The organism is Rheinheimera sp. MM224, assembly GCF_947090785.1.
Classification (GTDB): domain Bacteria; phylum Pseudomonadota; class Gammaproteobacteria; order Enterobacterales; family Alteromonadaceae; genus Pararheinheimera.
The window spans coordinates 1,419,160-1,443,176 of record NZ_OX352320.1 but is presented as its reverse complement, the minus strand read 5'-3'; the positions used below and the strand labels follow the sequence as shown (position 1 = coordinate 1,443,176).

General features: G+C 46.2%; 19 protein-coding genes. 9 read left to right on the top strand and 10 right to left on the bottom strand.

The window, feature by feature from the left end; all coding sequences use genetic code 11:
* The first annotated feature begins 38 nt into the window (after window positions 1–38).
* Together OM978_RS06735 and torT are read left to right on the top strand one after the other, a co-directional pair.
* Window positions 39–1,310, top strand: a complete 1,272-nt coding sequence (locus OM978_RS06735) for a DUF3422 family protein (protein ID WP_264346115.1) — start codon at window positions 39–41, stop codon at window positions 1,308–1,310.
* 72 nt (window positions 1,311–1,382) lie between these two features.
* Window positions 1,383–2,417, top strand: coding sequence for a TMAO reductase system periplasmic protein TorT (torT, locus tag OM978_RS06730; protein ID WP_264346114.1), 1,035 nt, complete (start codon window positions 1,383–1,385; stop codon window positions 2,415–2,417).
* Between the two features lie 27 nt (window positions 2,418–2,444).
* Here the strand turns inward: torT and upp are convergent, their stop codons facing one another.
* Window positions 2,445–3,098 (bottom strand): uracil phosphoribosyltransferase, encoded by a 654-nt coding sequence (gene upp, locus OM978_RS06725; RefSeq protein ID WP_264346113.1) that lies wholly within the window; start codon window positions 3,096–3,098, stop codon window positions 2,445–2,447.
* 140 nt (window positions 3,099–3,238) lie between these two features.
* Here upp and OM978_RS06720 point away from each other — a divergent pair, with 140 nt between their 5' ends.
* From OM978_RS06720 to OM978_RS06705, 4 genes are all read left to right on the top strand, one after another.
* The gene (locus OM978_RS06720; RefSeq protein WP_264346112.1) at window positions 3,239–4,090 is read left to right on the top strand and encodes a zinc-dependent peptidase; all 852 of its coding nucleotides are present in this window, start codon (window positions 3,239–3,241) and stop codon (window positions 4,088–4,090) included.
* A gap of 74 nt (window positions 4,091–4,164) precedes the next feature.
* Entirely contained in the window at window positions 4,165–4,647 is a 483-nt protein-coding gene (locus OM978_RS06715) for an FKBP-type peptidyl-prolyl cis-trans isomerase (RefSeq protein WP_233008611.1), read from the top strand.
* A 124-nt stretch (window positions 4,648–4,771) separates the two neighbouring features.
* Window positions 4,772–5,614 carry a TIGR02285 family protein gene (locus OM978_RS06710; protein ID WP_264346111.1) on the top strand — a complete coding sequence of 281 codons (843 nt, stop codon included), beginning with the start codon at window positions 4,772–4,774 and terminating at the stop codon, window positions 5,612–5,614.
* 116 nt (window positions 5,615–5,730) lie between these two features.
* The gene (locus tag OM978_RS06705; RefSeq protein WP_264346110.1) at window positions 5,731–8,793 is read left to right on the top strand and encodes a transglycosylase domain-containing protein; all 3,063 of its coding nucleotides are present in this window, start codon (window positions 5,731–5,733) and stop codon (window positions 8,791–8,793) included.
* Between the two features lie 132 nt (window positions 8,794–8,925).
* On the opposite strand, the gene OM978_RS06700 is transcribed toward OM978_RS06705, so the two are convergent.
* The 5 genes from OM978_RS06700 to OM978_RS06680 all read right to left on the bottom strand — a co-directional run bounded on the left by OM978_RS06700 (window position 8,926) and on the right by OM978_RS06680 (window position 15,706).
* Window positions 8,926–11,346: an EAL domain-containing protein gene (locus tag OM978_RS06700; RefSeq protein ID WP_264346109.1), complete on the bottom strand. Its 2,421-nt coding sequence runs from the start codon at window positions 11,344–11,346 to the stop codon at window positions 8,926–8,928.
* A gap of 5 nt (window positions 11,347–11,351) precedes the next feature.
* Complete coding sequence (locus OM978_RS06695; protein WP_264346108.1) at window positions 11,352–12,566, bottom strand: hypothetical protein; 1,215 nt, start codon at window positions 12,564–12,566, stop codon at window positions 11,352–11,354.
* Window positions 12,526–12,939 carry a hypothetical protein gene (locus OM978_RS06690; protein ID WP_264346107.1) on the bottom strand — a complete coding sequence of 138 codons (414 nt, stop codon included), beginning with the start codon at window positions 12,937–12,939 and terminating at the stop codon, window positions 12,526–12,528. Before OM978_RS06690 ends, OM978_RS06695 begins: the two co-directional genes overlap by 41 nt.
* 230 nt (window positions 12,940–13,169) lie before the next feature.
* A complete protein-coding gene (locus tag OM978_RS06685; protein ID WP_264346106.1) occupies window positions 13,170–14,939 on the bottom strand; it encodes a choice-of-anchor I family protein in 1,770 nt (589 codons plus the stop codon).
* A 128-nt stretch (window positions 14,940–15,067) separates the two neighbouring features.
* The gene (locus OM978_RS06680) at window positions 15,068–15,706 is read right to left on the bottom strand and encodes an NAD(P)-dependent oxidoreductase (RefSeq protein WP_264346105.1); all 639 of its coding nucleotides are present in this window, start codon (window positions 15,704–15,706) and stop codon (window positions 15,068–15,070) included.
* Window positions 15,707–15,814: 108 nt separating this feature from the next.
* Here OM978_RS06680 and OM978_RS06675 point away from each other — a divergent pair, with 108 nt between their 5' ends.
* Window positions 15,815–16,714 (top strand): LysR family transcriptional regulator, encoded by a 900-nt coding sequence (locus tag OM978_RS06675; protein ID WP_264346104.1) that lies wholly within the window; start codon window positions 15,815–15,817, stop codon window positions 16,712–16,714.
* A gap of 364 nt (window positions 16,715–17,078) precedes the next feature.
* Here OM978_RS06675 and OM978_RS06670 read toward each other — a convergent pair whose 3' ends face one another.
* Complete coding sequence (locus OM978_RS06670) at window positions 17,079–17,843, bottom strand: substrate-binding periplasmic protein (RefSeq protein WP_264346103.1); 765 nt, start codon at window positions 17,841–17,843, stop codon at window positions 17,079–17,081.
* A gap of 173 nt (window positions 17,844–18,016) precedes the next feature.
* Window positions 18,017–18,772, bottom strand: coding sequence for a type 1 glutamine amidotransferase domain-containing protein (locus tag OM978_RS06665; RefSeq protein ID WP_264346102.1), 756 nt, complete (start codon window positions 18,770–18,772; stop codon window positions 18,017–18,019).
* 96 nt (window positions 18,773–18,868) lie between these two features.
* Between OM978_RS06665 and OM978_RS06660 the strand changes: the two genes are divergently transcribed.
* Window positions 18,869–19,777 (top strand): LysR family transcriptional regulator, encoded by a 909-nt coding sequence (locus OM978_RS06660; RefSeq protein WP_264346101.1) that lies wholly within the window; start codon window positions 18,869–18,871, stop codon window positions 19,775–19,777.
* A gap of 38 nt (window positions 19,778–19,815) precedes the next feature.
* Here the strand turns inward: OM978_RS06660 and OM978_RS06655 are convergent, their stop codons facing one another.
* Window positions 19,816–22,035, bottom strand: coding sequence for a TonB-dependent receptor family protein (locus OM978_RS06655; RefSeq protein ID WP_264346100.1), 2,220 nt, complete (start codon window positions 22,033–22,035; stop codon window positions 19,816–19,818).
* Between the two features lie 263 nt (window positions 22,036–22,298).
* Between OM978_RS06655 and OM978_RS06650 the strand changes: the two genes are divergently transcribed.
* The gene (locus OM978_RS06650) at window positions 22,299–22,838 is read left to right on the top strand and encodes a lipocalin family protein (RefSeq protein ID WP_264346099.1); all 540 of its coding nucleotides are present in this window, start codon (window positions 22,299–22,301) and stop codon (window positions 22,836–22,838) included.
* A 48-nt stretch (window positions 22,839–22,886) separates the two neighbouring features.
* Here the strand turns inward: OM978_RS06650 and OM978_RS06645 are convergent, their stop codons facing one another.
* Entirely contained in the window at window positions 22,887–24,008 is a 1,122-nt protein-coding gene (locus tag OM978_RS06645) for an OmpA family protein (protein WP_264346098.1), read from the bottom strand.
* Window positions 24,009–24,017: the final 9 nt, after the last annotated feature.

The window sequence follows — 24,017 nt, the reverse complement described above, 5'->3', positions numbered from 1 at the left end:
TTTTGTGGCTTGTTCGTTTTTTAGTTTTGGAGTCTGTTATGGTTCAACTTTATTTACGCCAACACCCGCAACGCGATTTGCTGGAACAAGAGTTACAGCAACGCTTTTTCCCGGCTCTGGACTCTCCTTGCCAGCTTTGTCAGTTTGTACTGACCTTATCCAGCACTTCACGTGCAGCTGAATATCAGGCTATGCAGCAATTGGCGCTGCAACAAGGTAAAAATCTGGAGCCGCATGAACAAGACTGCAATCTGCAATTGGGCAACTGTTGGCTACGCTGGGAAAGGCACAATGAGTTTTCCACTTATACCTTTATCCGCAGCGGTGCGGCCTCCAGTTTATTTTGTGATCCACAGGATTTAGTGCCAGACAACGAATGGTTTAGCAGCTTGCCAGGACAGTTGTTTCGGGTGGTGCAACTGAGCATAGTTCAGCCGGCTCAACTGGCGACGCAAGACCCAACAGAGCTTTTTGTCAGTGAACATTTGATCAGCAGCATGGTATTTAACGGCAAAGCCAGAATTTGGACTGATTTTCGTAAACACAATGAAGGCGCAGGCCGTATGCTGGTTTTGGATAACGGCCTGAGCCGCAGTGCTTTGGGTGCTTTAGTGCAGCAGCTGTTCGATTTGGGTAACTATCGCAAACTGGCTCTGTTAGCCTGGCCTTACTGCAAGCAGGCGCTGCATCAGTTGCCACAACAAGAGCAACAACTGGCGGTGATTACCTCGCGCATCGAGCAAAAACAAGGCAATGACGAGCAGTTGCTGGATGAGCTAATCCAGTTAGCTGCCCAGACAGAGCATCAAATTTCAGAGAACAGCAGCAGATTACAGGCCAGTCATGCTTATTATCAACTGACTCTGGACAGGTTAAAGAGTCTGGATGAACAGCCTGTTGAAGGCTTGATGTCATTACAGCATTTTACCGAACGACGCTTAACGCCAGCCTGGCGAACAGCGCAGTCGATTTTAACCCGTCAGCAACAACTGGCAGAACGTTTGGGGCGATCTACGGAATTGTTACGTACTCAAATCAACTTAAAGTTGGCGTGGCAAAACCAGACGCTGTTATCGTCTATGGATAAAAGAGCCCATTTGCAGCTTAAATTACAAAGTGCTGTCGAGCGTTTGTCAGTCGTCGCCATCAGCTACTACTCACTGCAACTTCTCACTAAAGCTCAGCAAGCCATAGTGCACTGGATCCCGCAGTGGCCTGCCAAAACCATAGAATCCATCAGTATTCCGCTGGTGGTCGCTATGGTGCTTTGGTACTTCTGGCATTTGCGAAAAAAATTGGATCAACACTAATAAAGAGAAAGGCAATTCGCTAAGCTCTGAAATCTCCTCTAGTTTTAAACAGATACAAAAAAAGGGGATTTCATGTTCAAAGCGTTTTTGATGATTAGCCTTGGGATCAGCACCGCCTTGTGGGCAGAGCAAAACTGGTTTCCGGTTGACGTACAGGCTGACGGTAACAAGCTGCAGTACCAACCTCTGCAAAAAGTTAATAAAACATGGCGGCTCTGCGCTTTGTTACCTCATGGCAAAGATCATTACTGGTGGGGCGTGTCCTGGGGTTTAGCAGAGGAAGCGAAACGCCAGGGCGTACACTTGGGAATATATGAAGCCGGAGGTTATGAAAACTTACCGCGCCAACGCCAGCAGCTGCAGGATTGTATAACGAACAACGCCGACGCGCTGATTATTGCCGCAATCTCCAGTGAAGGCTTAAATGATTTAATTTTACAGCTAAAAAATTCCGGCATTCCGGTGATTGATCTGATTAATGGTATTAAGAGCCCGGCTATTACGGCCCGTTCTTCAGTGTCTTTTGCGGATATGGCAGCCAAAAGTATCCAGTATTTGTTAAAACACAGTCAGCAGCAGAGCCTGAGTGTTGCCTGGTTTCCAGGACCAGCCCAGGCAGCATGGGTGCAGGATGCAGAACGGGGTTTAAAACAAGAATTAGAAGGTAGTCAGATTAAGCTGGTGCATGGTGGTTATGGCGCCACCGACAATTTCTCGCAGGCCACTTTAGTCCGGCAGCTGTTTGGCCATGAACAGCCTAACTATATACTGGCCAATGCTGTCGCTGCTGGTGTTGCCCAAAATTTTATCTCGGCTGAAAGCCTGACAAACACTGAAGTGATGGCGTATTACGCCAATCCAGAGGTAGTGCGGCTGATCCAAAGCGGTCAGTTACTGGCAGCAGCTACAGATTCGCCTGTGATCCAAGCCCGCATCAGTATCGATTTGGCGCTACGTATTCTGGAACAACAACCTTATGCCAAACAAGTGAGCCCACATATACGAATTTTGGACCAGCACAGTATCAGCCAATTGCCATTGCAGCAGATCATAGCTCCCAAACAACAATGGATGATCCGCCAGCCATTAGCTGCTAAAACGCCTTGATGGAGATGTTTTCTTTAGCTTCAAAATTCAAAGCTTAGGACCAAAACACAGATCGCCTGCATCACCAAGTCCTGGCACTATATAAGCCTGCTCATTCAACTGCTGGTCCAAAGCAGCTAACCATAAATAACTGTTTTGCGGTAAATGCTGGCGCAACGCCTCCACACCTTCAGGTGCTGCAATAGCTGCGGCCACATGCACAGAACGAGGTGTTGCCTGACTTGCAATCAATTGCCAGACCTTAAGCAAGGACCCGCCAGTCGCCAGCATTGGGTCTATTAAAATCAAATCCCGGCCTGTTAGATCAGGCAAAGCCGCGTAATTCATTTTGATCTCAAGCTGCTCTGCAGACTCCCCTTCCACACGATAAGCGCCGATAAAACCGCTGTCTGCATCATCAAAGGCATTGGCAAACCCCTGATAAAAAGCCAGACCTGCTCTTAACACCGTGACTAAAACCGGAGGCTGTGTAGGCACTGCAATTTCTGTAGTTCCCAGTACTGTTTGCACTTCAACTTTGTGCACAGGCAGAGTTTTTGCTAACTCGGCTGCCAATAAAAAACCTAATCGTTCTAAATTAAATTTAAAGCGCAGCCGATCTTTTTGGATTTGAGGGTCACGCAGTTGCAATAAAATGGAGTGCACTAACCCAGGGGTTAAATTCAGTTGAAACAGATTCATCAGCAGGCTCAATCTTTTATAGATACTCAAAGGGTATAGTTTTTTTCTGTAAAGACGCAACCTGTTAAGCCACTCTGACCTTGAATTTATTGATAGCGGCGCCATAACAGCTTCATCAGAGATCAAGTGGAGCACTGACAGTGCCTTTATTGTTGTTAACCTTGCTGACGCTCGTCGTGTTAGCTGCGATATTTTTGCCACCTGTCTGGAAGACATATCGCCGGAAAAAAATTCAGCAGCAGCCTTTTCCTGCAGCATGGCGTCAAATTTTAAAACATCGTATGCCCTACTTTCGGGCTTTGCCTGCTGATTTGCAGTTGCAACTGAAAAAACTGATCCAGGTCTTTGTGGCAGAAAAACAATTTGTTGGCTGTGCTGACTTAGTAGTAACAGACGAGATGAAAGTCACCATTGCAGCGCAGGCTTGCTTGCTGCTGCTAAATAAACCCGCTCATTACTACCCGAAGTTAAAACAAATTCTGATTTATCCGGCCGCTTTTGTAGTGCCCACTGCGCAATCAGATACAGCAGGAGTCGTCAGCGAAATGGCGCAAGTACGTTTGGGGGAGTCCTGGCAAACCGGCCAGATTATCTTGTCATGGGTCGATACCTTAAAATCAGCAGCTATTTGTAACGATGGTCATAATCTGGTGATCCATGAATTTGCCCATCAGTTGGATCAGCTGAAAGGTCAGGCCACAGGCGCTCCTTTGCTCAGCAGCACTCAGGCATATCAAGAATGGTCTTTGGTGTTATCCCATGAATTTGAACAATTACAAAAACAGTTGGCGCAGGGTTTACCCACTTTGTTTGACTCGTACGCCGCCACTAATCCGGCAGAATTTTTTGCAGTCATTTCAGAGGTGTTTTTTGAACAACCTGATTTATTCGCTGCTCAGCATCCGGCTTTGTACCAGCAGTTACGATCCTTTTACGCACTGGACCCGTTAAGCTGGGCTCAAACCCATCCAGCTTTAGTGCATCAATCATAGAAAAAAGTCGACCCGAATGATGGCTTGCGTAATAATAGCGGCCATTTTTTTAGCAAGCAGCGGATAAACAGACAATGCAAATCACTAAAGATACTGTGGTTCAATTCCACTACACCTTATCAGACGAGACTGGCGTATTAGAAAACTCCAGAAGCCAGGACCCGGTTTTATACCTGCAAGGTCACGGTAACCTGATTGAAGGTTTAGAGAAATCAATGGAAGGTCATCAGGCTGGTGATAAATTCAACGTCACTTTAGCTCCAGCAGATGCTTACGGTGAACGCACTGAAGATTCTATTCAAAGCGTTCAGGTGAAACACCTGATGGGCGCAAAAAAATGGAAACCAGGCATGGTGGCCGTAGTGAACACTGAACAAGGTCAACGTCAGGTGACTGTTGTTAAAGTAGGCATGTTTAAAGCTGAAGTGGATACCAACCACCCACTGGCTGGCAAAACATTAAGCTTTGAGATTGATGTGATTGATGTGCGTGCAGCTTCTGCAGAAGAAATTGAACACGGTCATGCACATGGTGTAGGTGGTCATCACCATCATTAATCAGCCACAATCTGGTTGTGTATTTAGTTCAGCGCCTGTGGTGCTGAACTAAATTAAACCTTGTCCTCGTGCAATGCATTGGTTAGATTAACAATATGTTAAAGAAAACTGAGGCATTGTGCAGATGCGACTCGTTTTGGCTCTGGTGGCATTGCTGCTTAGCAGCAACAGTATAGCAAATTCAGCCAAACCTCTGCTGAGCTGGGCAACCAACACATCCCCTCCCTTTCATATTGTAGGCGGCACTTTTGATCAACAAGGCATTTGTGATCAACTCTTAAACAGTATTCAAAAGCAGTTACCCGAAACAGAACATCAGATTTTATTGATGCCACAAACCCGAATCCATCAGGCACTAAATAACAAGGAGCCTCTGTGTTTTCCTTGTATGATCCACAGAGCTCAGCCAACCAAAACTGCAGTGTTCAGCACCCCAACCCATTGGTATAGACCTCAGGGAGTCATCACCCGCAAAGCACTGGCGAATCACTTTATCCAACAGTTTGGTAGTCCATTAGTGCTGGCTCGTTTGTTAGAAGCCAGAACTTTTAAGATGGGGCTGGCTGCTGGTCGCAAATATGGCGAGCTGGAAACCCTGTTAGAACCTTACCGCAAAACTGCATTGACTCGTTCTGGTGATGAAAGCTCTGTCGCTTTATTGAAAATGATCCAAAGTGGTCGCATTGATTTCACACTCGACTACGACATTATTCTGACTTACCTGAACAAAACCGCACCAGAACAAGCCAAAGGCCTGGTTTATGTGCCAATGGCTGAGTTGCCACTACCTATTGCCGGTGCTGTAGGTTGCAGCAATAGCGACTGGGGACGGCAGCAAGTTGAACTTATTAATACTGTATTGCCCAAAGTGAAAGCGGACCCCTCCTTCAAAAAAAGTCTTAAATTATGGTTTGATCCTCAGGTTTTGCCGCCTCCAACTGAGTTCAAACCAGAACGAAAGCAGTAAATGGAGACAAATCAGTATGTTTGATCGACAAAACTCAACAAAATTCAGCTGCAAAGCAAGCCTATACCAGTTAAAATCGATCGAAATGGCAGATGCCTGAACTCATGGATAAGAACTTGTCATCCCCACCAGATTTTAATCAAATGCAATTTGATAACTACCGTGACGAAAGACCGTCAGAGCAGACTGCACCAGTGCCTAAACCACGCCGTCGCAGCCTGATCCCAGCGTTATTTTTTCTGTTATTACTCTCTGGCGCAGCATTAGTCGCGTACGAGCTGCATACGGCGCATTATCAGGCGACAGAAATCAGTGTCTATACCAAAAAGCTAACCTACCAGTTGCAGCCAGGTGCAACAGATCAGGTGTCCTATCCGATAGCCGGACCTTTTGATCAACGTTTGGGTTATTCGAAGTTATCCAAATTTATTCCACGTCTGACTCAAAGCAATTTTGTTATAGAGCAGCAAGCTGCCTTCTCTTCAGAATTGCTGTTTTATACCCAATTAGGATTTTTTCCGCCTTACCGTGAAAAAGCTCAGGGTGGATTATTGATTGGTGATTGCCGCAACGAAGAGTTGTTTTCGTTTTCCCACCCGCAGCGTGTTTATAACCATCCGGCTGACGTGCCTGCTGTAGTGCGCAATAGCTTGTTATTTATAGAAAACCGTAAGTTGTTAACTTCACCAGCCACCTCGAATCCTGCGGTTGACTGGCCACGTTTTATGATGGCAGCCGTGTCTCAGGTGACTAAAGTATTAAATTTAGAGGGCCAATCTGCAGGTGGCAGTACCCTTGCCACTCAAATTGAAAAATACCGCCATTCACCTCAGGGCTTAACCCAAAGCTTTACCGACAAGTTTTTGCAAATGGTGTCAGGTTCTGTGCGAGCATACCGCTATGGCGCAGACACCTCTTTGACCCGTCATGAAATTGTGCTGGATTACTTAAACTCGGTGCCACTTTCTTCAGCGCCGGGTTTTGGCGAAGTGCATGGTGTGGGTGATGCGTTATGGGCCTGGTTTGGCACTGATTTTGGCCGCTTTAACCAGGTGTTAAATGCAGAACCTACAGAGCAAAATAAAAGCTTAAGAGGTTTGGCCTTACGTCAGGTGCTGGCATTGATGATAGCCCAGCGTCGTCCTTCTTATTATTTGTTGCAAGGTCATGATGATTTAGAGGACCTGACTAACAGCCACTTACGCGTACTGGCCAATGCCAATGTGATAGATAAAGAATTAGCCGATTCGGCCATGTCGCAACGTTTGTTATTTAAAGGAGGTAAAGCACCTGGGATCAAACAGGATGCGCAAACCCTCAAAGGGATCAACGTCGCCCGTGGCCGCTTAGGCACCTTGCTGAACCAACAGCTGTATGACTTAGATCGGCTGGATTTGACCGCTAAAGTGTCTTTACATCATGAACTGCAGCAAAAAGTCAGCCACTACCTCAATAGTCTGGCCTCGCCTGTCGTCGCCGAAAAAGTCGGCTTGTTGGGCGAAAAACTGTTAAGTGCCACCAATACAGATAAAGTCACTTACAGCTTTACCCTATTTGAAAAAACGCCTGGCGGTAACAGAGTACGGGTGCAAACCGACAACACCGACCAGCCTTTTGACTTAAATGAAGGTAGTAAACTTGAACTGGGTTCTACAGCCAAGCTACGTGTACTGACTACCTATCTGGAAATTGTGGCTGAGCTGCATGACTCTTTTATTGATGAGCTGCCGGAAAACCTGCTGAACCTTGATATAGCACCAAACGATCATTTAACCCGTTGGGCAGCAACTTATATGGCCCATACAGCAGACCGTGATTTATCCAAAATGCTTGATGCGGCCTTGCAACGCACCTACTCAGCTTCTCCTGCTGAGCGCTTCTTTACTGGTGGTGGTTTGCAGGTATTTAACAACTTCCAGAAAAAGGAGGACAGCAGAGTTCCAACAGTATTGGAGTCGTTAAAAGAATCTATTAACCTACCTTTTGTCCGCCTGATGCGCGATATAGTGTCTTACAGCAGCAGCTACCAAACTGCTGGCAGTACATCGCTACTGCTGAAAAACGATAAAGATCCACGCCGCGAAGATTATTTACGTCGTTTTGCCGACAAAGAAGGCAGCTCTTTCCTGCAACGTTTCTGGCGTAAATACCAGAAGAAAACAGAGGAAGACCGTTTAAGCACGTTTTTTGAAGGCCTAAAACAAACACCGGATCGTCTGGCGGCGGTACACCGTTATTTGTTGCCTGATTCTGATTTCGCCAAATTCAGCGCCTTTTTGCAGCAACGCCTGCCAGAAGAAAATCTGACGGTAAAAGATATAGATGAGCTGTATAACAAATACGGTCCGGGTAAATTCAGTCTGATGGATCAAGGCTATATAGCCAGGGTCCACCCGCTGGAATTATGGCTGCTGAGCTTTATGCAGCAAAACCCGCAAGCCACCTTCAAAGAAGCGGTGGATGCATCCGCAGAACAACGTCAGCAAGTGTACCGCTGGTTATTTAAAACCTCGAACCGCAGTGCCCGTGATACCCGGATCCGCATTATGCTCGAAGTAGAAGCTTTCCTGGATATTCACCAGCGCTGGAAAAAACTCGGTTATGCTTTTGACCACCTGGTGCCTTCGCTGGGCACTGCTTTGGGTAGTTCAGGTGACAGACCTGCTTCTTTGGCTGAGCTGATTGGTATTATCCAAAATGACGGCATGTTATTACCTACAGTCAGGGTCGATCAGCTGCATTTTGCTGCGAATACCCCTTATGAAGTGAAGTTAAAGTATCAGCCACATGAAGCGACACGGGTGATGAAACCTGAAGTAGCCAGAGCTTTACGTTTTGCCTTATCGCAGGTGGCAGATGGTGGCACAGCCCGCCGTTTGCAGGGTTCGTTTACCAAAGCGGATGGCTCGCCTTTACTGATAGGTGGCAAAACAGGCACAGGTGATAACAAGATGGCAACTCAGGTTATTCGTGGCCGCACTGTACAAGCCACTACCATTAACCGCACAGCTACCTTTGTATTTTATCTGGGGGACAATCACTTCGGCACTTTAACTGCTTTTGTGCCGGGTAAAGGTGCTGAAGATTTTAGTTTTACCTCAGCCTTGCCACTGCAAGTGCTCAAAGGTATGGCACCTATTCTGAATCCTTATATCCAACAAGGTCAGCTTTGCCGTTAATCAAGGGTCAGAACCTTGGTTTTGACCCTAAAATTGATGTGTAAATCCCATGTCATTCCTACAGCCCAGATTATTGAGGCAAGTCAGGTTCGTTTTTATATTGTGGTATCAAAACTGATGTGGGGTTCAGAGTCAAAGACTCTGACCTCGCCAAATGCCTTTCGGGAAGTGTTCTTCTAAAAAGCCAGCCAGTTCAGATTGTGGAATAGGTCTGGCAATCAAATAACCTTGCGCTATATCACAGCCTTGCTGACGCAGTAACTCCAGCTGTTCGCGAGTCTCCACCCCTTCAGCCACCACTTGTAGTTGCAGCTTTTGCACCATGGCAATAGTGGAGGCGATGATCTGGAAATCAGCCGCATTATCCAGCATGCCGGATAAAAAGCTTTTATCGATTTTAATACAGTCCATCGGCATCTTTTTCAGATAGCTCAAGGACGAATAACCAGTACCAAAATCATCAATGGCAAAATGAATGCCCATGGCTTTGATTTGCGACATGATGTTCAGCATGGTTTCAATACTTTGCACCAGCGTGCGTTCTGTCAATTCCAATTCAAAATAAGAGCCCTGCAGCTCGTATTTATCCAGCAAACGTTTTAAGGTTGGGATGAGTTCCGGGTCAACAAACTGCTCAGCAGACAAATTAATGGCAATACGGAAATGATGCCAACCGCTGTGCAATAAGCTCAGACACTGCTGCATACATTGTTCAATGATCCAGTAACCCAGCGGTATAATTTGCCTGGATTGCTCCAGCACAGGAATAAACTCATCGGGCGGCACCATGCCCCGCACCGGATGACGCCAGCGGATCAGCGCTTCAAAGCCATACAATGCTCCTGTCGCTATGGTCATTTGTGGCTGGAAGCTAATGGAGAACTGGTTCAGCAACAAGGCTTCTTTTAAATCCTGTTCCAGTAAAACTCTTTGTTGTACCCGCTGATACATGTCGAGATTATAGGCCTGCGCGCCATTGCCGCCATTGAGTTTTACCTCATGCATAGCTAAATCGGCCTGACGTATCAAGTCATCAGACAACAGAGTATCAACAGCGCTCATGGTTAAACCTATACTGGCTGTCATAACAAAGTTTTGCTGATCAATAGTCAGAGGTTTCTGGATACGTTGCAATATCTGGCTGGCCAACCGAAAGGGGGTTTCCACATCCGTCAGTTGTGGTAATACAAAAACAAATTCATCACCGCCAAAGCGACATAACAAATCATTCGCACTGCAACAGTCCTTTAAGAGCAGAGCAACCAGCTTCAACAACTTATCGCCATGGGCATGGCCTAAACTGTCGTTAACACGTTTAAAGTCATCTAAATCGACAAATAGTACAGCGAGAAACTTGTTCTCCGCACTTTGACCGGCCAGCATGCGTTCCAATTGATACTGCAACATATTCCGGTTTGGTAAAGTTGTCAGTAAGTCATACATCGCCACTTTTTCAAGCTCATTGGTGTGTTGCTCTACTTTATGGTTCAGTTGCTCCAGCTCAACACTCAGCTCTTCAGCGGCCTGGCGTAACAGGTCCACTTCATCCGGCCATAGACTGGCCTGAAAATGACTTTGCTGGCGAAAACCAGCGTATTGTTTTTGCGAAAGCAGTGGCAAGGCTTTACTCAGAGTTTTCAACCTTTGGCTGATCCTCCTCATGATCAGATATACCAGCAGCACCATACAGCCAAACAAAATCACCGAGGTAATAAGCAACTGGCGACGATAGCCGTTATTGGTAGTGACAAAGTCGCTGATATTATCAACCACAGTCAGATACACGCCTTTGCTTTGCATCTCAAACGCGGAGATCAAGTACTGCTGGCCATTGTAGTGCAGCTCCAGTCCTTTGCTCAGGGCTAAATCAGCCTCCAGATCAGAGACCTTTTGCAACAAGGCATTGAGTAACTCCGGATTTGAGCTGGATATTAACTCGCGGCGGATTTGCCCTGCTGCGGTTCTGCTGGCACGAATTAAAGCCACATCAGAGTTCAGGCTTTGATGCAAAGCCGATAAAATATCCACCAAAGTGGTTGTTACCGTCATCACAGCGACTTCACCAGAGCTATTCAGCACAGGCAAACTCAACTGTTTGACACAAGACTGTACACACAAATTAGCGGTCAGCGGGCTTTGTTGCTTCAACACCTTTTGTACTAAAGTAGTTGAGAAATAAGGGGTTTGCTGGCCACTGCTAAATAGCAGTTGCATATCGCTGTTGTGCAACCAGATTTGCTCGATATTCAGGTGCAACTGCATATTGGCACTTTGTTCGGCCAAACGCTGCACAAAGGAGGAAAAATCAGGCTGCTGACTGAGCTGAACTAAATCGGAGAAACTTTCCAGCCAGACCCGCAGTTGCTGCTCGATAATGCTGTTTTGTTGCAGGTACTGCTGACGTGCTGATTCACGTTTCACCTGCTGCTGCCGGTCAAATTCTTCGCTCATTCGCATCAAACCCAGACTGGTTTGCAACACAGTCATGCAAAGTAAAGCGCTGATGGTCGCCAGTAATATTTTCCAGGGTAAACTAAAGACAAAGGGCCGCATAAAAATTAAAACCAATACATCAATTGCATAGCCCACATTTGCCAGTATTCAGATTTATTGTGCTGCAGATCAGGCATCACAGGGTAAGCCAGACGAGCAGTTCCTTTGACCCAGTGATGTTCCATAGTTAAGCGCAGATTATCTTTAAAATCATAAGTTAATCCGAAAGTGAGATCGTCCTGATAACCAAAATAGGCTGGCACTAAACCGCCAGTACTTTGAGAGAACTTACGACCACTGCGATCGTCTTTATCCAAATCAAACAAATCCACACTTAACAAAGCCCAGGTGCGGGGAAGCAGGTTGTAACGGCCCTGTACGTACCAACCCTGGCTAAAGCTGTTGCGTTTAAATCCAGGCGCATAGAAGTCACTGATGTTCAGACGCTCCTGCACCCATTCACTACTCAGTTCCCAATATTCGGCGGCGTAGCGACCATTGAACATCACACGCTGTACCGTCATGGCACCATCACTGTAATAATCCAGTTCAGCTTTTTCGTAGGTAAAATCGGAATCAAGCAATGAAACACCCAACTGCCAGGCTGATTGGTCCGGACGCCAGAACAGACTGGCCTGATGCACATAGTCTTGCTCAGCATCGCCTTGAGCCAACGTACTCAGCAGGATCTGACTTTGTTCCTTACTTAAGTTGGTCGAGCCCCAGCTCCAGTTCAATTCCACTTCACCTATGCCGGTATTACGGGTGACTTTAAAAGCCAGGCCATCGCTGCCAACGGCAATGTCGCGAAACGAATCAAAATAGACAGATTGAGGTAATACGATGGCATTGCGGGTAAAAGGCACATCGCGGGTGGCAGAATAGAGCCAATGCTGATTTTTAAACCGACCGATAAACATATCCAGTTGCCAGTCAAAATCATTGTGTAAGGTCCAGTCTAAAAACAGATAATCCAGCCGGGTGCCTTTGACATAACGGCGACCTCCATCCAGGTACACCACCTGACCAGCCAGACGAAGATTGTCCGATAAAGCCCAGGACATGTTCACGCCCAGATCAGTTAATTCCGCAGAAATACTGTCATCCAGATTGACGAAATTAGTTTGAGGTGCCTGAATAAGGCCCTGTGAAATAAAACCATGCCATTGCACTTTATCTGTATTTAGCCCGTCAGCCTGCAACTGCCATGAACAGCCCAGCAGCAGTAAAAGGCATAGCTTACTGCGTAACACGAATGACTTTAAGCTTGGATAGTTCATCTGGATTCTCAATATAACCTATAGCACCTTTGGTAGTGGCTACCATCTCTCGCATTTGCTGCTCTGAAGTCAGCACCACAGGCGCTGAACCTAAACCTGAATAAGTAATTTTTTGCCAGATCCTGTCCAACTGATAAGGAAACATTTGTAGTTTTTCTTTGGCAAAACTCTGATGTACCGGATTTTTAGCAGACAACACAAAAACTCTGACCGCAGTGCCGTCAGGCCAGTTTTGTTGCCGCATCGAATAGATACCGCGCAGCTGAGTGACAGTCAGCTGATCCATAGGAACGGCAGGATGAGTTACTACTTCTGTTGCTGGGGCAGAAAACGCCCACAACATAAAGCAAGCAACGACGAACTTGGTATTCACGTCTTTGTGGTTCCTTAAAAGGTCACACCCTGGAATTTGCATTCTTTTTGGGTACGGGCAGTAAATATCGGCAAAGGAGTTTTTCGAAAAGTACCGATATTACGCCAGTAATAGTCCGCGCTCAGTATAGTAGTAGTGGCTGAAATTGTATTGTAATGAAGAAAAAAAGTAGTGTTTTCAGTAGAATGAGATCACAGAGGGAGAATATTTCCCTCTGTGTGGTACACAAATTAATAACGTGGGCTAACTTCAAATACAGTTAAGCTACCACTGACTTCGTTGGCCATCAATAACAACGCCTGACCTGTGGCACTGTTCGCAGCAGGCACAAACACCAGACTCTCGGGGCCTAAGTCACCAGCTTGCTGATAATCACCGCTGACTTCAGCAGGTACTGCATCGTCATCAATTTCATACACAGCGTCAAAGTTACGGTTGTGGAAGTAATCGACAAATTTAGCGTCATAAGGGTTGCTGATATCGTACACAAAAATACCGCTCAAACGCTCTGTGCCGATAAAGGCATAAGTTTTATCGCCCACCTGACCAATAGTCACGGCTTCAGGTTCCGGACCTTTGTCATCAGAGCGGCTGTCGCCTTCGACCACTGTATGGTTGGTGTTAAATAACTCGCCATGGACACCTGAGCTAATACGTTCAAAATCGGATCCGCTGTCAAACACCAGATTGCCGTTTTGATCCCAGATACTGAAGGAACGGGCACCATAAGCATACAAAGCCTCATAGTCACCATCAGCATTCTGCCCCAGCGCTGTGGTCACGTTTAAACGGCCTAAGCCATCGTCATCATAGAAGCTGGCTTGTTTTGCTATTAAATCAGCAGAACGTGGTAAATCTTTGATACGGGCTTCTTCACCATAGCCATCCCAATCACGCGAATCTCCTTCGTTCGCGCTGACAATAAAAGTAGCGCCTTTCCAGTTATAGCTGGTCAGGGTATCTGGCTGATACATACCAAAGACACCAGGATAAGTACTGAGTTTCACGCCATCTCTATTGCTGACGTCTACCGCATTTTTCGTCTGGCTGTAATCTTTAAAGCCTAAAGCCATCACTTTGGTGATTTCTTTGTCGGTTAAATCAACCACTGCCAAAGCATTGTTTTCCTGCAAGGACACAAAAGCAGTTTTACTGTCACTGCTGACTGTAATGTATTCAGGTTCTAAATCCTGCGCTACCGTGGTTCCCGAAGGTGCTGCAAACTTCACACCCTGTGCAGCCAAATCGGCTTGATCCGCATTAAAAGCGCTGAAAGTTAATAAGGTTGCCTGATCTGCAGCTACACCAGCGGTGATAGCAATGACGCCCACTGAACCTTCAGGATCCACACTGTAATCTGATTCTGGTTCAGCTTCGTTCGCCACTAACAACAAGCTGCCATCCGGAGTAAAAGTCACCATATCAGGCAAAGCCCCTGCTTTCACAGCTTTGACCAATACAGGAGCCGCGCTACCACTGATATCATAAAAAAGTACTGCACCAGCAGAAGATTTCACTTCATTTTCTGCTGCGACTGCTAACAGATTACCAGAGATAGCAATGGAGTTAGCAAAACCTAAGGTTAAGGTCTCGTCTGCGCCACCTGCGTTTTTCACAGTAACAGTTGCAGGCATAGCCAAAGGAGTACTGGTTAAGGTATTGGCAGTAATAGCATCTGTCAGAGCTGTACTCTTAATACCTGAAGCGTCCAGAATTTCGACTCTGTTGGCAGCACCATTGACAACAAATATGCGCTTCGATGCACTGTGATATTGCGTAATTTCAGCAGCACCGCCACCGTAAGTGCCAGTAACAAAACGGGCTACAGCTTTGGTACTGATACCGATTTGGGCATTTTGACCAGGAGTTCCAGGCTGGCCTACAGCACCATCAGAACCTTTAGGCCCAGTAGCACCATCATCGCCGTCCAAAACACAACCAGATAAACCAAGAGCAATGGCAGATGCTACCAAAGTAAGACGTAACGCAGAGAATTTCATTTTCGGTAAAGTCCTGTTTTATATAAAAAATCAGGCCCTACCCTAAAGTTGACTTATGACGATTCAGTGACGTTTGTATGAAAACTTAATGAATAAGGAGCCCACAATGGGCCCCTTGAGTATGCATTTTAATAGGCAACACAAAAGCGTTGATTGGCATGCAAATTTTGCTCTGCTTCATCCAGCATAGCGACCGCATAATCCGCCGTCGAAATACGGCTTTTGCCATCAGCGTCTGTCAGCAGTTGATCCTGCCCCAGACGGAACTGACCTGTCTTTTCACCCGGAAAAATTTCAGCAGCAGGCGATAAGTAACTCCAATCTTGCTGAGTTTGAGCTTTTAGCATTTGCAAAGCCTGATAAGCCCCTTGTGCCGAGCCCAGATAAGCGGTCGGGAAATCCGGACTATTCAACAACATCTGACCCGGTGCATATTCAAGCGAAGCTGCGCCCCCCACCACCAATAAACGTGGTACTTTAGCCTCTGTACTGGCAGCTAAAATCGACTGAAAGCCCTGCACATAATAAGAAGCCACATCAGACTCTTTATGACCACTAAAAGCACTCAGCACCAGATCTACTCCGGCCAGGGCCAAAGTCAGACCTGCAGTGTCTAAAACATCTACTTTATAAGCAGTTAAACCTACGGCTAATTCCAGGCGCTCTGGGCGACTGACCAAAGCTTTGACATGATGACCCCGACTTAAAGCTTCTGTTGTCAACGCTGAACCAATAAAACCTGATGCACCAATAATAGCGATATTCATACCATCTTCTCCATTTGACTGAATGAGGCTTATTATCCAGAACAATATTGATTTGAAAAACACACCAATACATAATTCACTGTTATTAATTAAGCAACAATGAATCTCATGCAGCTATCCGATATTGATTTAAACACTGTGCCTGTATTTCTGGTATTGGCCCAGGAACGCAGCTTTACAGCAGCGGCAGAACGACTGGGTTGCACTAAAACCAAAGTCAGTCTGCAAATCAAGGCACTCGAATTCAGGCTTGGTGTTGCTTTGTTTCGTCGCACCACCCGATTGGTCAGCCTGACTCAAGCGGGCGAGCAGCTGTATCAGCATTGCTTGCCTTTACTGCAACAATTGAGTCAGCAATTGATCGAAGCTCAAAGCTCTGAGCAGAATCTGAGTGGAACTTTAGTGATCAGTGCGCCTGAAGACTACGCCCATCAAGTGCTGGTCCCGGCCTTACTGGCATTTCGTCAGCGCCACCCGGCTTTGGCTTTTGAATTAAAAAGCAGTGATCAGATCAAAGATTTAGTCAAAGAAGGCATAGATTTATCCATCAGGGCGGGCTGGCTGAAAGACTCCAGCCAAAAAGCTATTTCTTTGGGTAGTTTTGAACAATGGCTGGTCGCTTCCCCTGCCTATTTGCAACAGTATGGCATGCCTGAACACCCGGCAGAGTTGCCGCAGCATCACTTTATCTGTTTTAGCTTATTACCATCGGCGTTGAATTGGACCTTCAGTACAAAATCTGAGGAGCTGCAGGTGCAAATGCGTAGCCAAATCAAAGCAGGATCTACCGGGTCTGTCACCGCCTTACTGAAAGCTGGTGCAGGGCTTGGAGTTATCACAGACTACAGTGCAAGAGTTTTGATTCAGCAAGGTGAATTACAACGGGTACTACCGCAGTGGAAACTACCCAAAGGGGGAATTTACGCCGTCTACCCACCAGGTCAGTTCCGCCCTGTCAGAGTACGTCTTTTTGTTGATTTTTTCAAAGAGTGGCTAGTAAATCAATAATCTACTGAAGGTACAAAATCGCCGGGAGCGATTTTCACTCACATCGTCCATGATGTTCACCTCCGGCAGCTAAAGCGGTGAAAAACGGCTGTCCTGCCGTTTTTTGAACATTGGAGCGAAGCGACGATGGCCCGGAGGGCATTTTACAGGATAGTAAAATGTCGTCGTAACAACGTTCCCGACAATTACGACATACCGTCCCTCCATGGACATAAAAAAGGGCCCAGCAAAGGGCCCTAAAATCACCAGGAACAGTGATGCATGCAACAAGTTTAAGCAACTTCAGGATGCAGGCCTCACTTTGCAAAAATGTGACAACCAGGCGAAGCTTTAATGAAAAATGATATGAAAAATAGTTATAGAATCATGGATTTACTATGGCTTGTTGAATTTGATATTTAGCTAACAAAAACTGCCATTCCTGATCTGCCGGCATTTGCAGTACCACCTGCTGTAAAAACTGATACAACTGCGGATCCGTGTTACTTAACATAAAACGCCGCTGGATCACATCATGAGGTGTAGTCGCAACATAAAAATGCCTGGCATGTTCGCCATGACTGAATTTATAGGACAAAGTTGAAGAACTGATAATAGTAAAATCACCACGGCCTAGCCTGAGCATATCCAGTACATAGTCTTCCTGCAGGGTATCCACCCGCTCCATAGTTCCGGCCGCAACAGCCTCATCTATACCTTTGTATTTATAGCCTTGTGAACCAATAAAGGTTTTGCCGGTTAACCTGGCCAGATCCTGATCCCGAACAGGCTTTCTGGCATCCGATACAAACATATCCTGGTCATGTAAAAAGGGCGTCGTAAAAACCATCTTATCGGCTAATGGTTTAAACCAGGCGGGCTGGACACCTACCACTACATCAGTAAAAGGTTCAGCCAACAGCACATCAAGACGCTTTCTTGGCATCAGCTCAGTCGTAAACTGGTATTTGTCTGTTTTATGGTTCAGATAAACAGCTAAATCAAAATACAAGCCGCGCTGCTCAGCCCAATCAATCACATAAGGAGCTTTTAAATGGTAGGTCAGCAATAACACCTGCTGCTTTGGCGCTGCATAGCTGGTGGTGAAAACGCTTAAACTCAGTAACACACAACAAAATCGAACCCACATAACCACATATCCAAAAGACCAGTGATTTGAGACTAGATAAGTTTTGGTCACAGAGCCAGCACCTGAACACTACCATGCTCATTTTTATCAGAATTTCATTAATTTAAGGGACAAATTAAACAAAATCGCTACAACTGGATATAGGCTGTAGCGATTTATCTTTTGGCTGAAGCTTATTTAGTGGTCAGCAATTTCACTAAAGCTTCACCTACAGCTGCTGCAGACTGAGGATTTTGACCTGTCACCAGACGCTGATCCACCACCACTTTAGATTGCCAGTCGGCAGCAGCGCTGTAGCTAGCTCCACGTTTGGTTAGTTGGTCTTGCAACGAAAATGGCACGACCTGAGTTAATTTCACCTGTTCTTCTTCTGTGTTACTAAAACCAGTCACTTGTTTGCCTGCAATCAGGTAGCTGCCATCAGCTAACTTGATATTCAGTAAGGCAGCTGGCCCATGACAGACTGCCGCCACTATGCCGTTATTCTGGTATAAATCAGCTGCAAATTGTTGTACCGCCTTGTCTTGTGGAAAGTCCCACATGGTGCCGTGGCCACCTGCAAAGAGCACTGCTTTATAGTCTGACGCTTTTAAATCCGCCAGTTTCAACGTCTGCTGCAGTTTCGCATTGTGTTTGTTATCGGCGATAAACCACTGATTGGTCGTATCGGCATCTGCCAGACTACGCTCGTCCACTGGCGCTTTACCACCAGCAATACTGGCGATATCTACGTCAATACCTGCATCCACCAACTCTTTATACGGATGTGTCACTTCACCTAACCAATAGCCGGTTTTTTCACTGGTCGTGCCCATTTGGCTATGACTGGTGACGACGATCAGTACTTTCTCTGCGGCCATAACGAAGCTGCTGCTTAACGTCAGAGCTGCAGCCAGTCCAAGTTGTATCACTCGTGTTGCTAATGTCATTGGTTTCACCTTTTTACTGTGGATTTGATGGTGCTTAGTGTGCAGCACAGCTAAACTACAAAGAAGTGAATTGATTCAATAATAGCTATTCAAATTATGAATATTAAAAACAAAGATCTGAATTTATTGCTGCTGTTTAAAGTGCTGTATGAAGAGCTGAATGTCAGTTCGGCAGCGAACCGACTGAATCTGAGCCAACCAGCGCTGAGTCATAAACTGAATAAACTACGCCACGAATTTGCCGATCCATTGTTTGTCCGTGCGGCCCGCGGCTTAACACCCACCCCCAAAGCTATTAGTATTTCTGCTGAAATACTGCAGCTGGTATCCTCGCTGGAAGGTTTTTATCAGCACCAGAGTGGCACAGATTTTTTAACGCAAGCCGACAGGCTGGTGATTTACAGTACTGACTATATAGAAAGTGTATTGTTACCTGATTTACTCGCTGTGCTGGCAGAACAAGCCCCAGCGGTACAACTGGTGCTGCGCCATACGCAGGGCACCTTGCCTAAACAGCAGTTGGAGCGCGGCGATTGTGATCTGGCTATAGCCGGCTTTTATCGTGATTTGCCGGAAAGCTTTTATCAGCAAAAACTACAGACTGAGGACTTTGTGGTGTTGATGCGTTCCCAGCATTCGCTGGCTAAGCAGACACTTAGCATCGAAGACTATTGCCAGGCCCGTCATATAGTCACCACACTGACCGGCGATCTGGATGGTTTGGTTGATCAGGAATTAGCAAAATCTGGCTTGGCGCGTCAGGTTTGTGCCGGGCTTTCTGGTTTTTTATCACCAGCTCATTTAGTCGCTAAAAATGATGTGCTGCTGACCTGCCTGAAATCAGTGGCTGAGATAGCACAAAAAGCCAATCCTGATTTGCGGATCATTCCCTGCCCTGTACTATTACCGCAAGTGCAAATCAGCCAGGTCTGGCATTCAAGAACACAAGACGATCCGCTAAGACGTTGGTTACGACAACAGATCCATCAGTTGTTGCTCAAATAGTAAAAAAGCCGGCAAGCCGGCTTTTCGATTCAGAGCACTTAGAAATTGACTCTGAGCCCTAAAGCGCCAGAGCGGCCACTGTTACCTCGTGCACCATCAGCACCTCTATGGGTGATACGTTGCTGATCAAACAGGTTTTCAACTTTGCCATAAAGCTGAGTGAACTCATTCAAACGGTAGGTCAAACTCCAATCCACACTAAATAAGGATTGTGTCGCTAAAAACTCAGCATCCACAGCGGCTCGTTCACAAGTGGTGGTTGAACAGCTGCCGTCGACATAACTTAGCGCCAGATAGGATTGCCACAAGCTGTCGTATTCCACGCCCAGTTGAACCGAGCCTATATGTTTTGGTGTGTAATCGAGCACGTCGCCTTTTTGTACACCGGAGGCCGAGTCTGAGGCTTTAGTGTATTCACCATCGGTGTATGTGTAAGTGGCACGGATTGGCATCACATAAGCGCCCTGACGATACAGTTCACTAAAAGCACCAATTTCAACACCATACACTTCTTTTGAGCCCGTTTGCTCTGTACCATCCACCACACCACCAGGGCAAGGATTGGCAACCAGACAGTTTCGCAGCGCATTGCTGTAATCACTATAAAACGACACTATATCTACACCAGTGCGATCCCGGCGAAAACGCACACCAGCTTCATAGTTATCACTTTCTTCACCTTTAGTGCCCTGACTTGCGCTATTGCCAGGAGGCGCAAAACCCTGATGCATACCTGCCAGCAAAGTCCACTCATCCGTCAGGCTGTAGTTTAGACCCAAACCAGCTGTCGTTTTGCTTAACTCATTGCTGTTTAACGCTGTCTGTTCCACATTGAGATTGGCTCTGCTATCAATTTTTTCAGTGCGCACTACAGGTAAAAAGATCCAGTTCTGAACACTGATTTCATCCGCCAACCACAATGCTGTCGCTTTGGCATTACCCGGTGTGACAGTCCCTGCAGTTTCGGAAACAAACACCAGTTGACCACTGCGCTGATCATAAATGGCATTTGCACCACCAAGCGAATAGGTTTCATCTTCATGACGGCGCACACCAGCACGAAGGTTGTGGCTCCACTGCCCGATCACAAAACCCTGATCCAGTTCAATCTGAGCCCCTTTGGAGTCAAAGTTCTGGTAGTTCAAGCCATAACGTACGCCATTGGCATGAGTGGTATCGGCAGTGCCTTGCAAAATTCCCTGGATAAGTTCAGCACCATTGTCAGGCGTAGTTCCGGCCAGCTGATTATTCACAATCCAGTTAAGCCCCCCCGTGGTTGCTATACCTACCCCATTGATTTGATTTAATCTTTTGTAATTACGGTAAGTCTCGTTGCGATACAAGGTCGTGGTGACAGAGGTATCTGCAGCCAGCTCAATCTGGTGTTGTACACTGACACTTTCGCGGCCACGGCGCATCTGTTCTAACTCACTTAAGCCATAACGACGATCCGGATCAGCGGAAAAATCAGCATCTGTAACGCCCAGATAAGAGACATTGTTGATTTCATCTGCATTTAAAAACTTCAGATTTACACTTTGTTTAAAGCGCGCATCTGTAGCACTTTGCCAGCGTAACTTCGCCAAATATTCAGCTTGATCCATGCCGGTATCACGGTCTGAACGGTCAAGCTGATGAAAGCCATCATTTTCTCTTTGATAAGTCTCAAGCAAATAGCCCCATTGGCCTTGGGTATCACCATAATTTGCATGTATTTTTTTACCATCAAAGCTGGCAAGTTCTGCGTTCAGAAAACCTTTGGCCTCAGTTGGTATAGCAGTAGAGACCAGATTCACGGCACCACTCGCTGTTTGAGGACCATAAAGCAATACTTCAGGGCCCTTTAATACTTCAACCGCACTCATGCGGCCCACGTTTGGAAAATAATAGGCCGAGGTATTGGCATAAGGAGCCATGGCCGCTGGGATACCGTCTTCCATAATAGAAATCCGATCGCTACGCCCCGAAGACGATGCTCTGATCCCAACACGCGGGAAAGTGCCCTGACCGTCTTCTTCACGAACATAGACACCAGGCACAGAACGTAAAATACTGTGCACATTGGTAAATTCGAATTTTTGCAGCTCTTTTTCGCTGACTACATAAGCAGAACCCGTGGATTTAGTTGGGTCTTCTTTGTGTCCCACTATGGTAATTTTTTCTACCGCGGCTAGTTCATCAGCTGTTTCAGCAAAAACAGAGGTCATTAAAAAGGACTGAGCTACTGCCACAGCAAGCAAGGTTGGTCGAACTGTCATGCTATCCATCTCCAAATCACAAAAGTGCAGTTTTAGTTTTTATTTGCGGATTGTATACGAGAGTAAATAGCAATGGTTCACATTAGTGATCTCTTTTTAATAAAGATCTGATGTAAAAACACAGCCCCCGCTCACACTGACACTGCTGGGCGGCATGGTGCCTTTGATTTAGTTTGGTGCGTTAAAGTAAAGAAACATGAGCTGTTACTGATACAAACTATGTTCTGATACGTACAAAAGGTGTTTATCCACAAGGAGTTCTTATGCGTTATATCTTTCTTGCACTTGCTGCTTTGCTTACTACATCCTGCACTCAAGTTCCGACAGGTGTCACTCCTGTTACTCCTTTTGATATCAATAGTTATCTCGGGGAATGGCATGAAATTGCCAGGCTGGATCATAGTTTTGAGCAAGGACTAACTGAAGTCACTGCGCAGTACAACCTACGCGAAGATGGCGGAGTAAAAGTCATAAACCGGGGTTATAACGCAGCAGAGGAGTTATGGGAAGAAGCCGAAGGCAAAGCCTATTTTGTTGCAGACAGCAACACAGGCCGGTTAAAAGTGTCTTTTTTTGGCCCCTTTTATGGTGGATACAATGTTGCCAAACTAGAGCCGGATTACAGCATGGCATTGGTGATTGGCCCTTCCCTGGAATACGCCTGGTTACTATCGCGCAGCCCCACCCCGCTGGCTGAGTTATGTCAGCGTTATTTCAGCAGTGCAGAAGCTTTAGGCATCAAACCCAGTCTATGGATTAAGATCCGCAGCTGTAAAAGCAGTGAAGAAGTCCCAGGGATTTAATAAAAAAAGCAGCCTATTTCAGGCTGCTCTTTTAACGTCTGGCATTATTTATTCAACAATAATTTCAAACAAACCGCGCATATTGGCTTTAGCTGCGTCCGAGCGCAAAATAGCAGGATTAGCTTCATACTCTGCTGGATTGGTTTGACCATAACCTACAGTTTTAAAGCGACTCGCCTCTACCCCTTCCAGGATCAAAAAGGCTTTAATCGCCTGAGCCCGACGTTCACTTAAAGCCTGATTGTATTCGGCTGTGCCGCTGGCTGAGGTATAACCTGCAATACGCACACGGGCTTGTGGATTGGATTTTAGGGTCTGAACATGCTGGCGTAAAATCACTTTGGTGTTTTCATTCAGCTCAGCCGTATCAAAATTAAAATGTACATCTTCAAGCACCAGCACTTCTGGCTCTTTTGCCATTACAGGCTCTGTCACAGCAACAGCGTAACGAGCTGGTTCTGGTGCAGCAGAGGCTTGATATGTAGGCGTTGAGTGGCCAAATCGATACACCAGACCCAGCGAATACAAATCAAGATCGCCTATGTTCCCAACTAAGTCGTCCATGCGGTAACGCTCCGCTTCAAGTCGGATGGTAAATGCAGCTGATAGGTCATACTGCAAGCCCACACCAAATTTATGTTTGGTGTAGTTATCATCACTATTGTACGCCCCAGTCGCAATCAAACCATTACTGCCAAAGCGGGTTTCTGATTCGTTTTGTGTCACACCCACACGGGCAAAAGCTGAAAAGCGTTCAGTGACAGGCAGGATCCCAACCAGATCCAGGTTCCAACCTTTGAGCTCTGTCTTGCCTCTGAAATTAGTTTCTGGCAGGGTATTGGCCAGAAACTTAAAATCTCCCAGGTCAAAATAACCACCTTCAAGCGCCAGATAAGGCCCGAATTGGTAACCTACATATATTTTGTAGCCTTCGTTGCGCTTGTCCTCTTCGATAGAACTAACGCCAAAACCATTGTTTTCCAGACTGCTCTGAATGGATGCACTATCAATGTTGGCGCTGGATTTACCAATGTTCATCCCCATAGACCAACCATTTTCTTCATAACCGGACTGCTCCTGGGCGTGCAGACTAAAGGACATGGTCAGTGACAGACAACTGGTAAGCACAAGTAGCACTTTGGTACTATTTAACTCTGTTAAACTTTTCATTTCTTTATT

Bases quoted from the DNA above. Each gene is read 5' to 3' on its own strand.
- OM978_RS06735 (WP_264346115.1), top strand. From the start codon at position 39: ATGGTTCAACTTTATTTACGCCAACACCCGCAACGCGATTTGCTGGAA.
- torT (WP_264346114.1), top strand. From the start codon at position 1,383: ATGTTCAAAGCGTTTTTGATGATTAGCCTTGGGATCAGCACCGCCTTG.
- upp (WP_264346113.1), bottom strand. From the start codon at position 3,098: ATGAATCTGTTTCAACTGAATTTAACCCCTGGGTTAGTGCACTCCATT.
- OM978_RS06715 (WP_233008611.1), top strand. From the start codon at position 4,165: ATGCAAATCACTAAAGATACTGTGGTTCAATTCCACTACACCTTATCA.
- OM978_RS06710 (WP_264346111.1), top strand. From the start codon at position 4,772: ATGCGACTCGTTTTGGCTCTGGTGGCATTGCTGCTTAGCAGCAACAGT.
- OM978_RS06700 (WP_264346109.1), bottom strand. From the start codon at position 11,346: ATGCGGCCCTTTGTCTTTAGTTTACCCTGGAAAATATTACTGGCGACC.
- OM978_RS06695 (WP_264346108.1), bottom strand. From the start codon at position 12,566: ATGAACTATCCAAGCTTAAAGTCATTCGTGTTACGCAGTAAGCTATGC.
- OM978_RS06685 (WP_264346106.1), bottom strand. From the start codon at position 14,939: ATGAAATTCTCTGCGTTACGTCTTACTTTGGTAGCATCTGCCATTGCT.
- OM978_RS06680 (WP_264346105.1), bottom strand. From the start codon at position 15,706: ATGAATATCGCTATTATTGGTGCATCAGGTTTTATTGGTTCAGCGTTG.
- OM978_RS06675 (WP_264346104.1), top strand. From the start codon at position 15,815: ATGCAGCTATCCGATATTGATTTAAACACTGTGCCTGTATTTCTGGTA.
- OM978_RS06670 (WP_264346103.1), bottom strand. From the start codon at position 17,843: ATGTGGGTTCGATTTTGTTGTGTGTTACTGAGTTTAAGCGTTTTCACC.
- OM978_RS06665 (WP_264346102.1), bottom strand. From the start codon at position 18,772: ATGACATTAGCAACACGAGTGATACAACTTGGACTGGCTGCAGCTCTG.
- OM978_RS06660 (WP_264346101.1), top strand. From the start codon at position 18,869: ATGAATATTAAAAACAAAGATCTGAATTTATTGCTGCTGTTTAAAGTG.
- OM978_RS06655 (WP_264346100.1), bottom strand. From the start codon at position 22,035: ATGACAGTTCGACCAACCTTGCTTGCTGTGGCAGTAGCTCAGTCCTTT.
- OM978_RS06650 (WP_264346099.1), top strand. From the start codon at position 22,299: ATGCGTTATATCTTTCTTGCACTTGCTGCTTTGCTTACTACATCCTGC.
- OM978_RS06645 (WP_264346098.1), bottom strand. From the start codon at position 24,008: ATGAAAAGTTTAACAGAGTTAAATAGTACCAAAGTGCTACTTGTGCTT.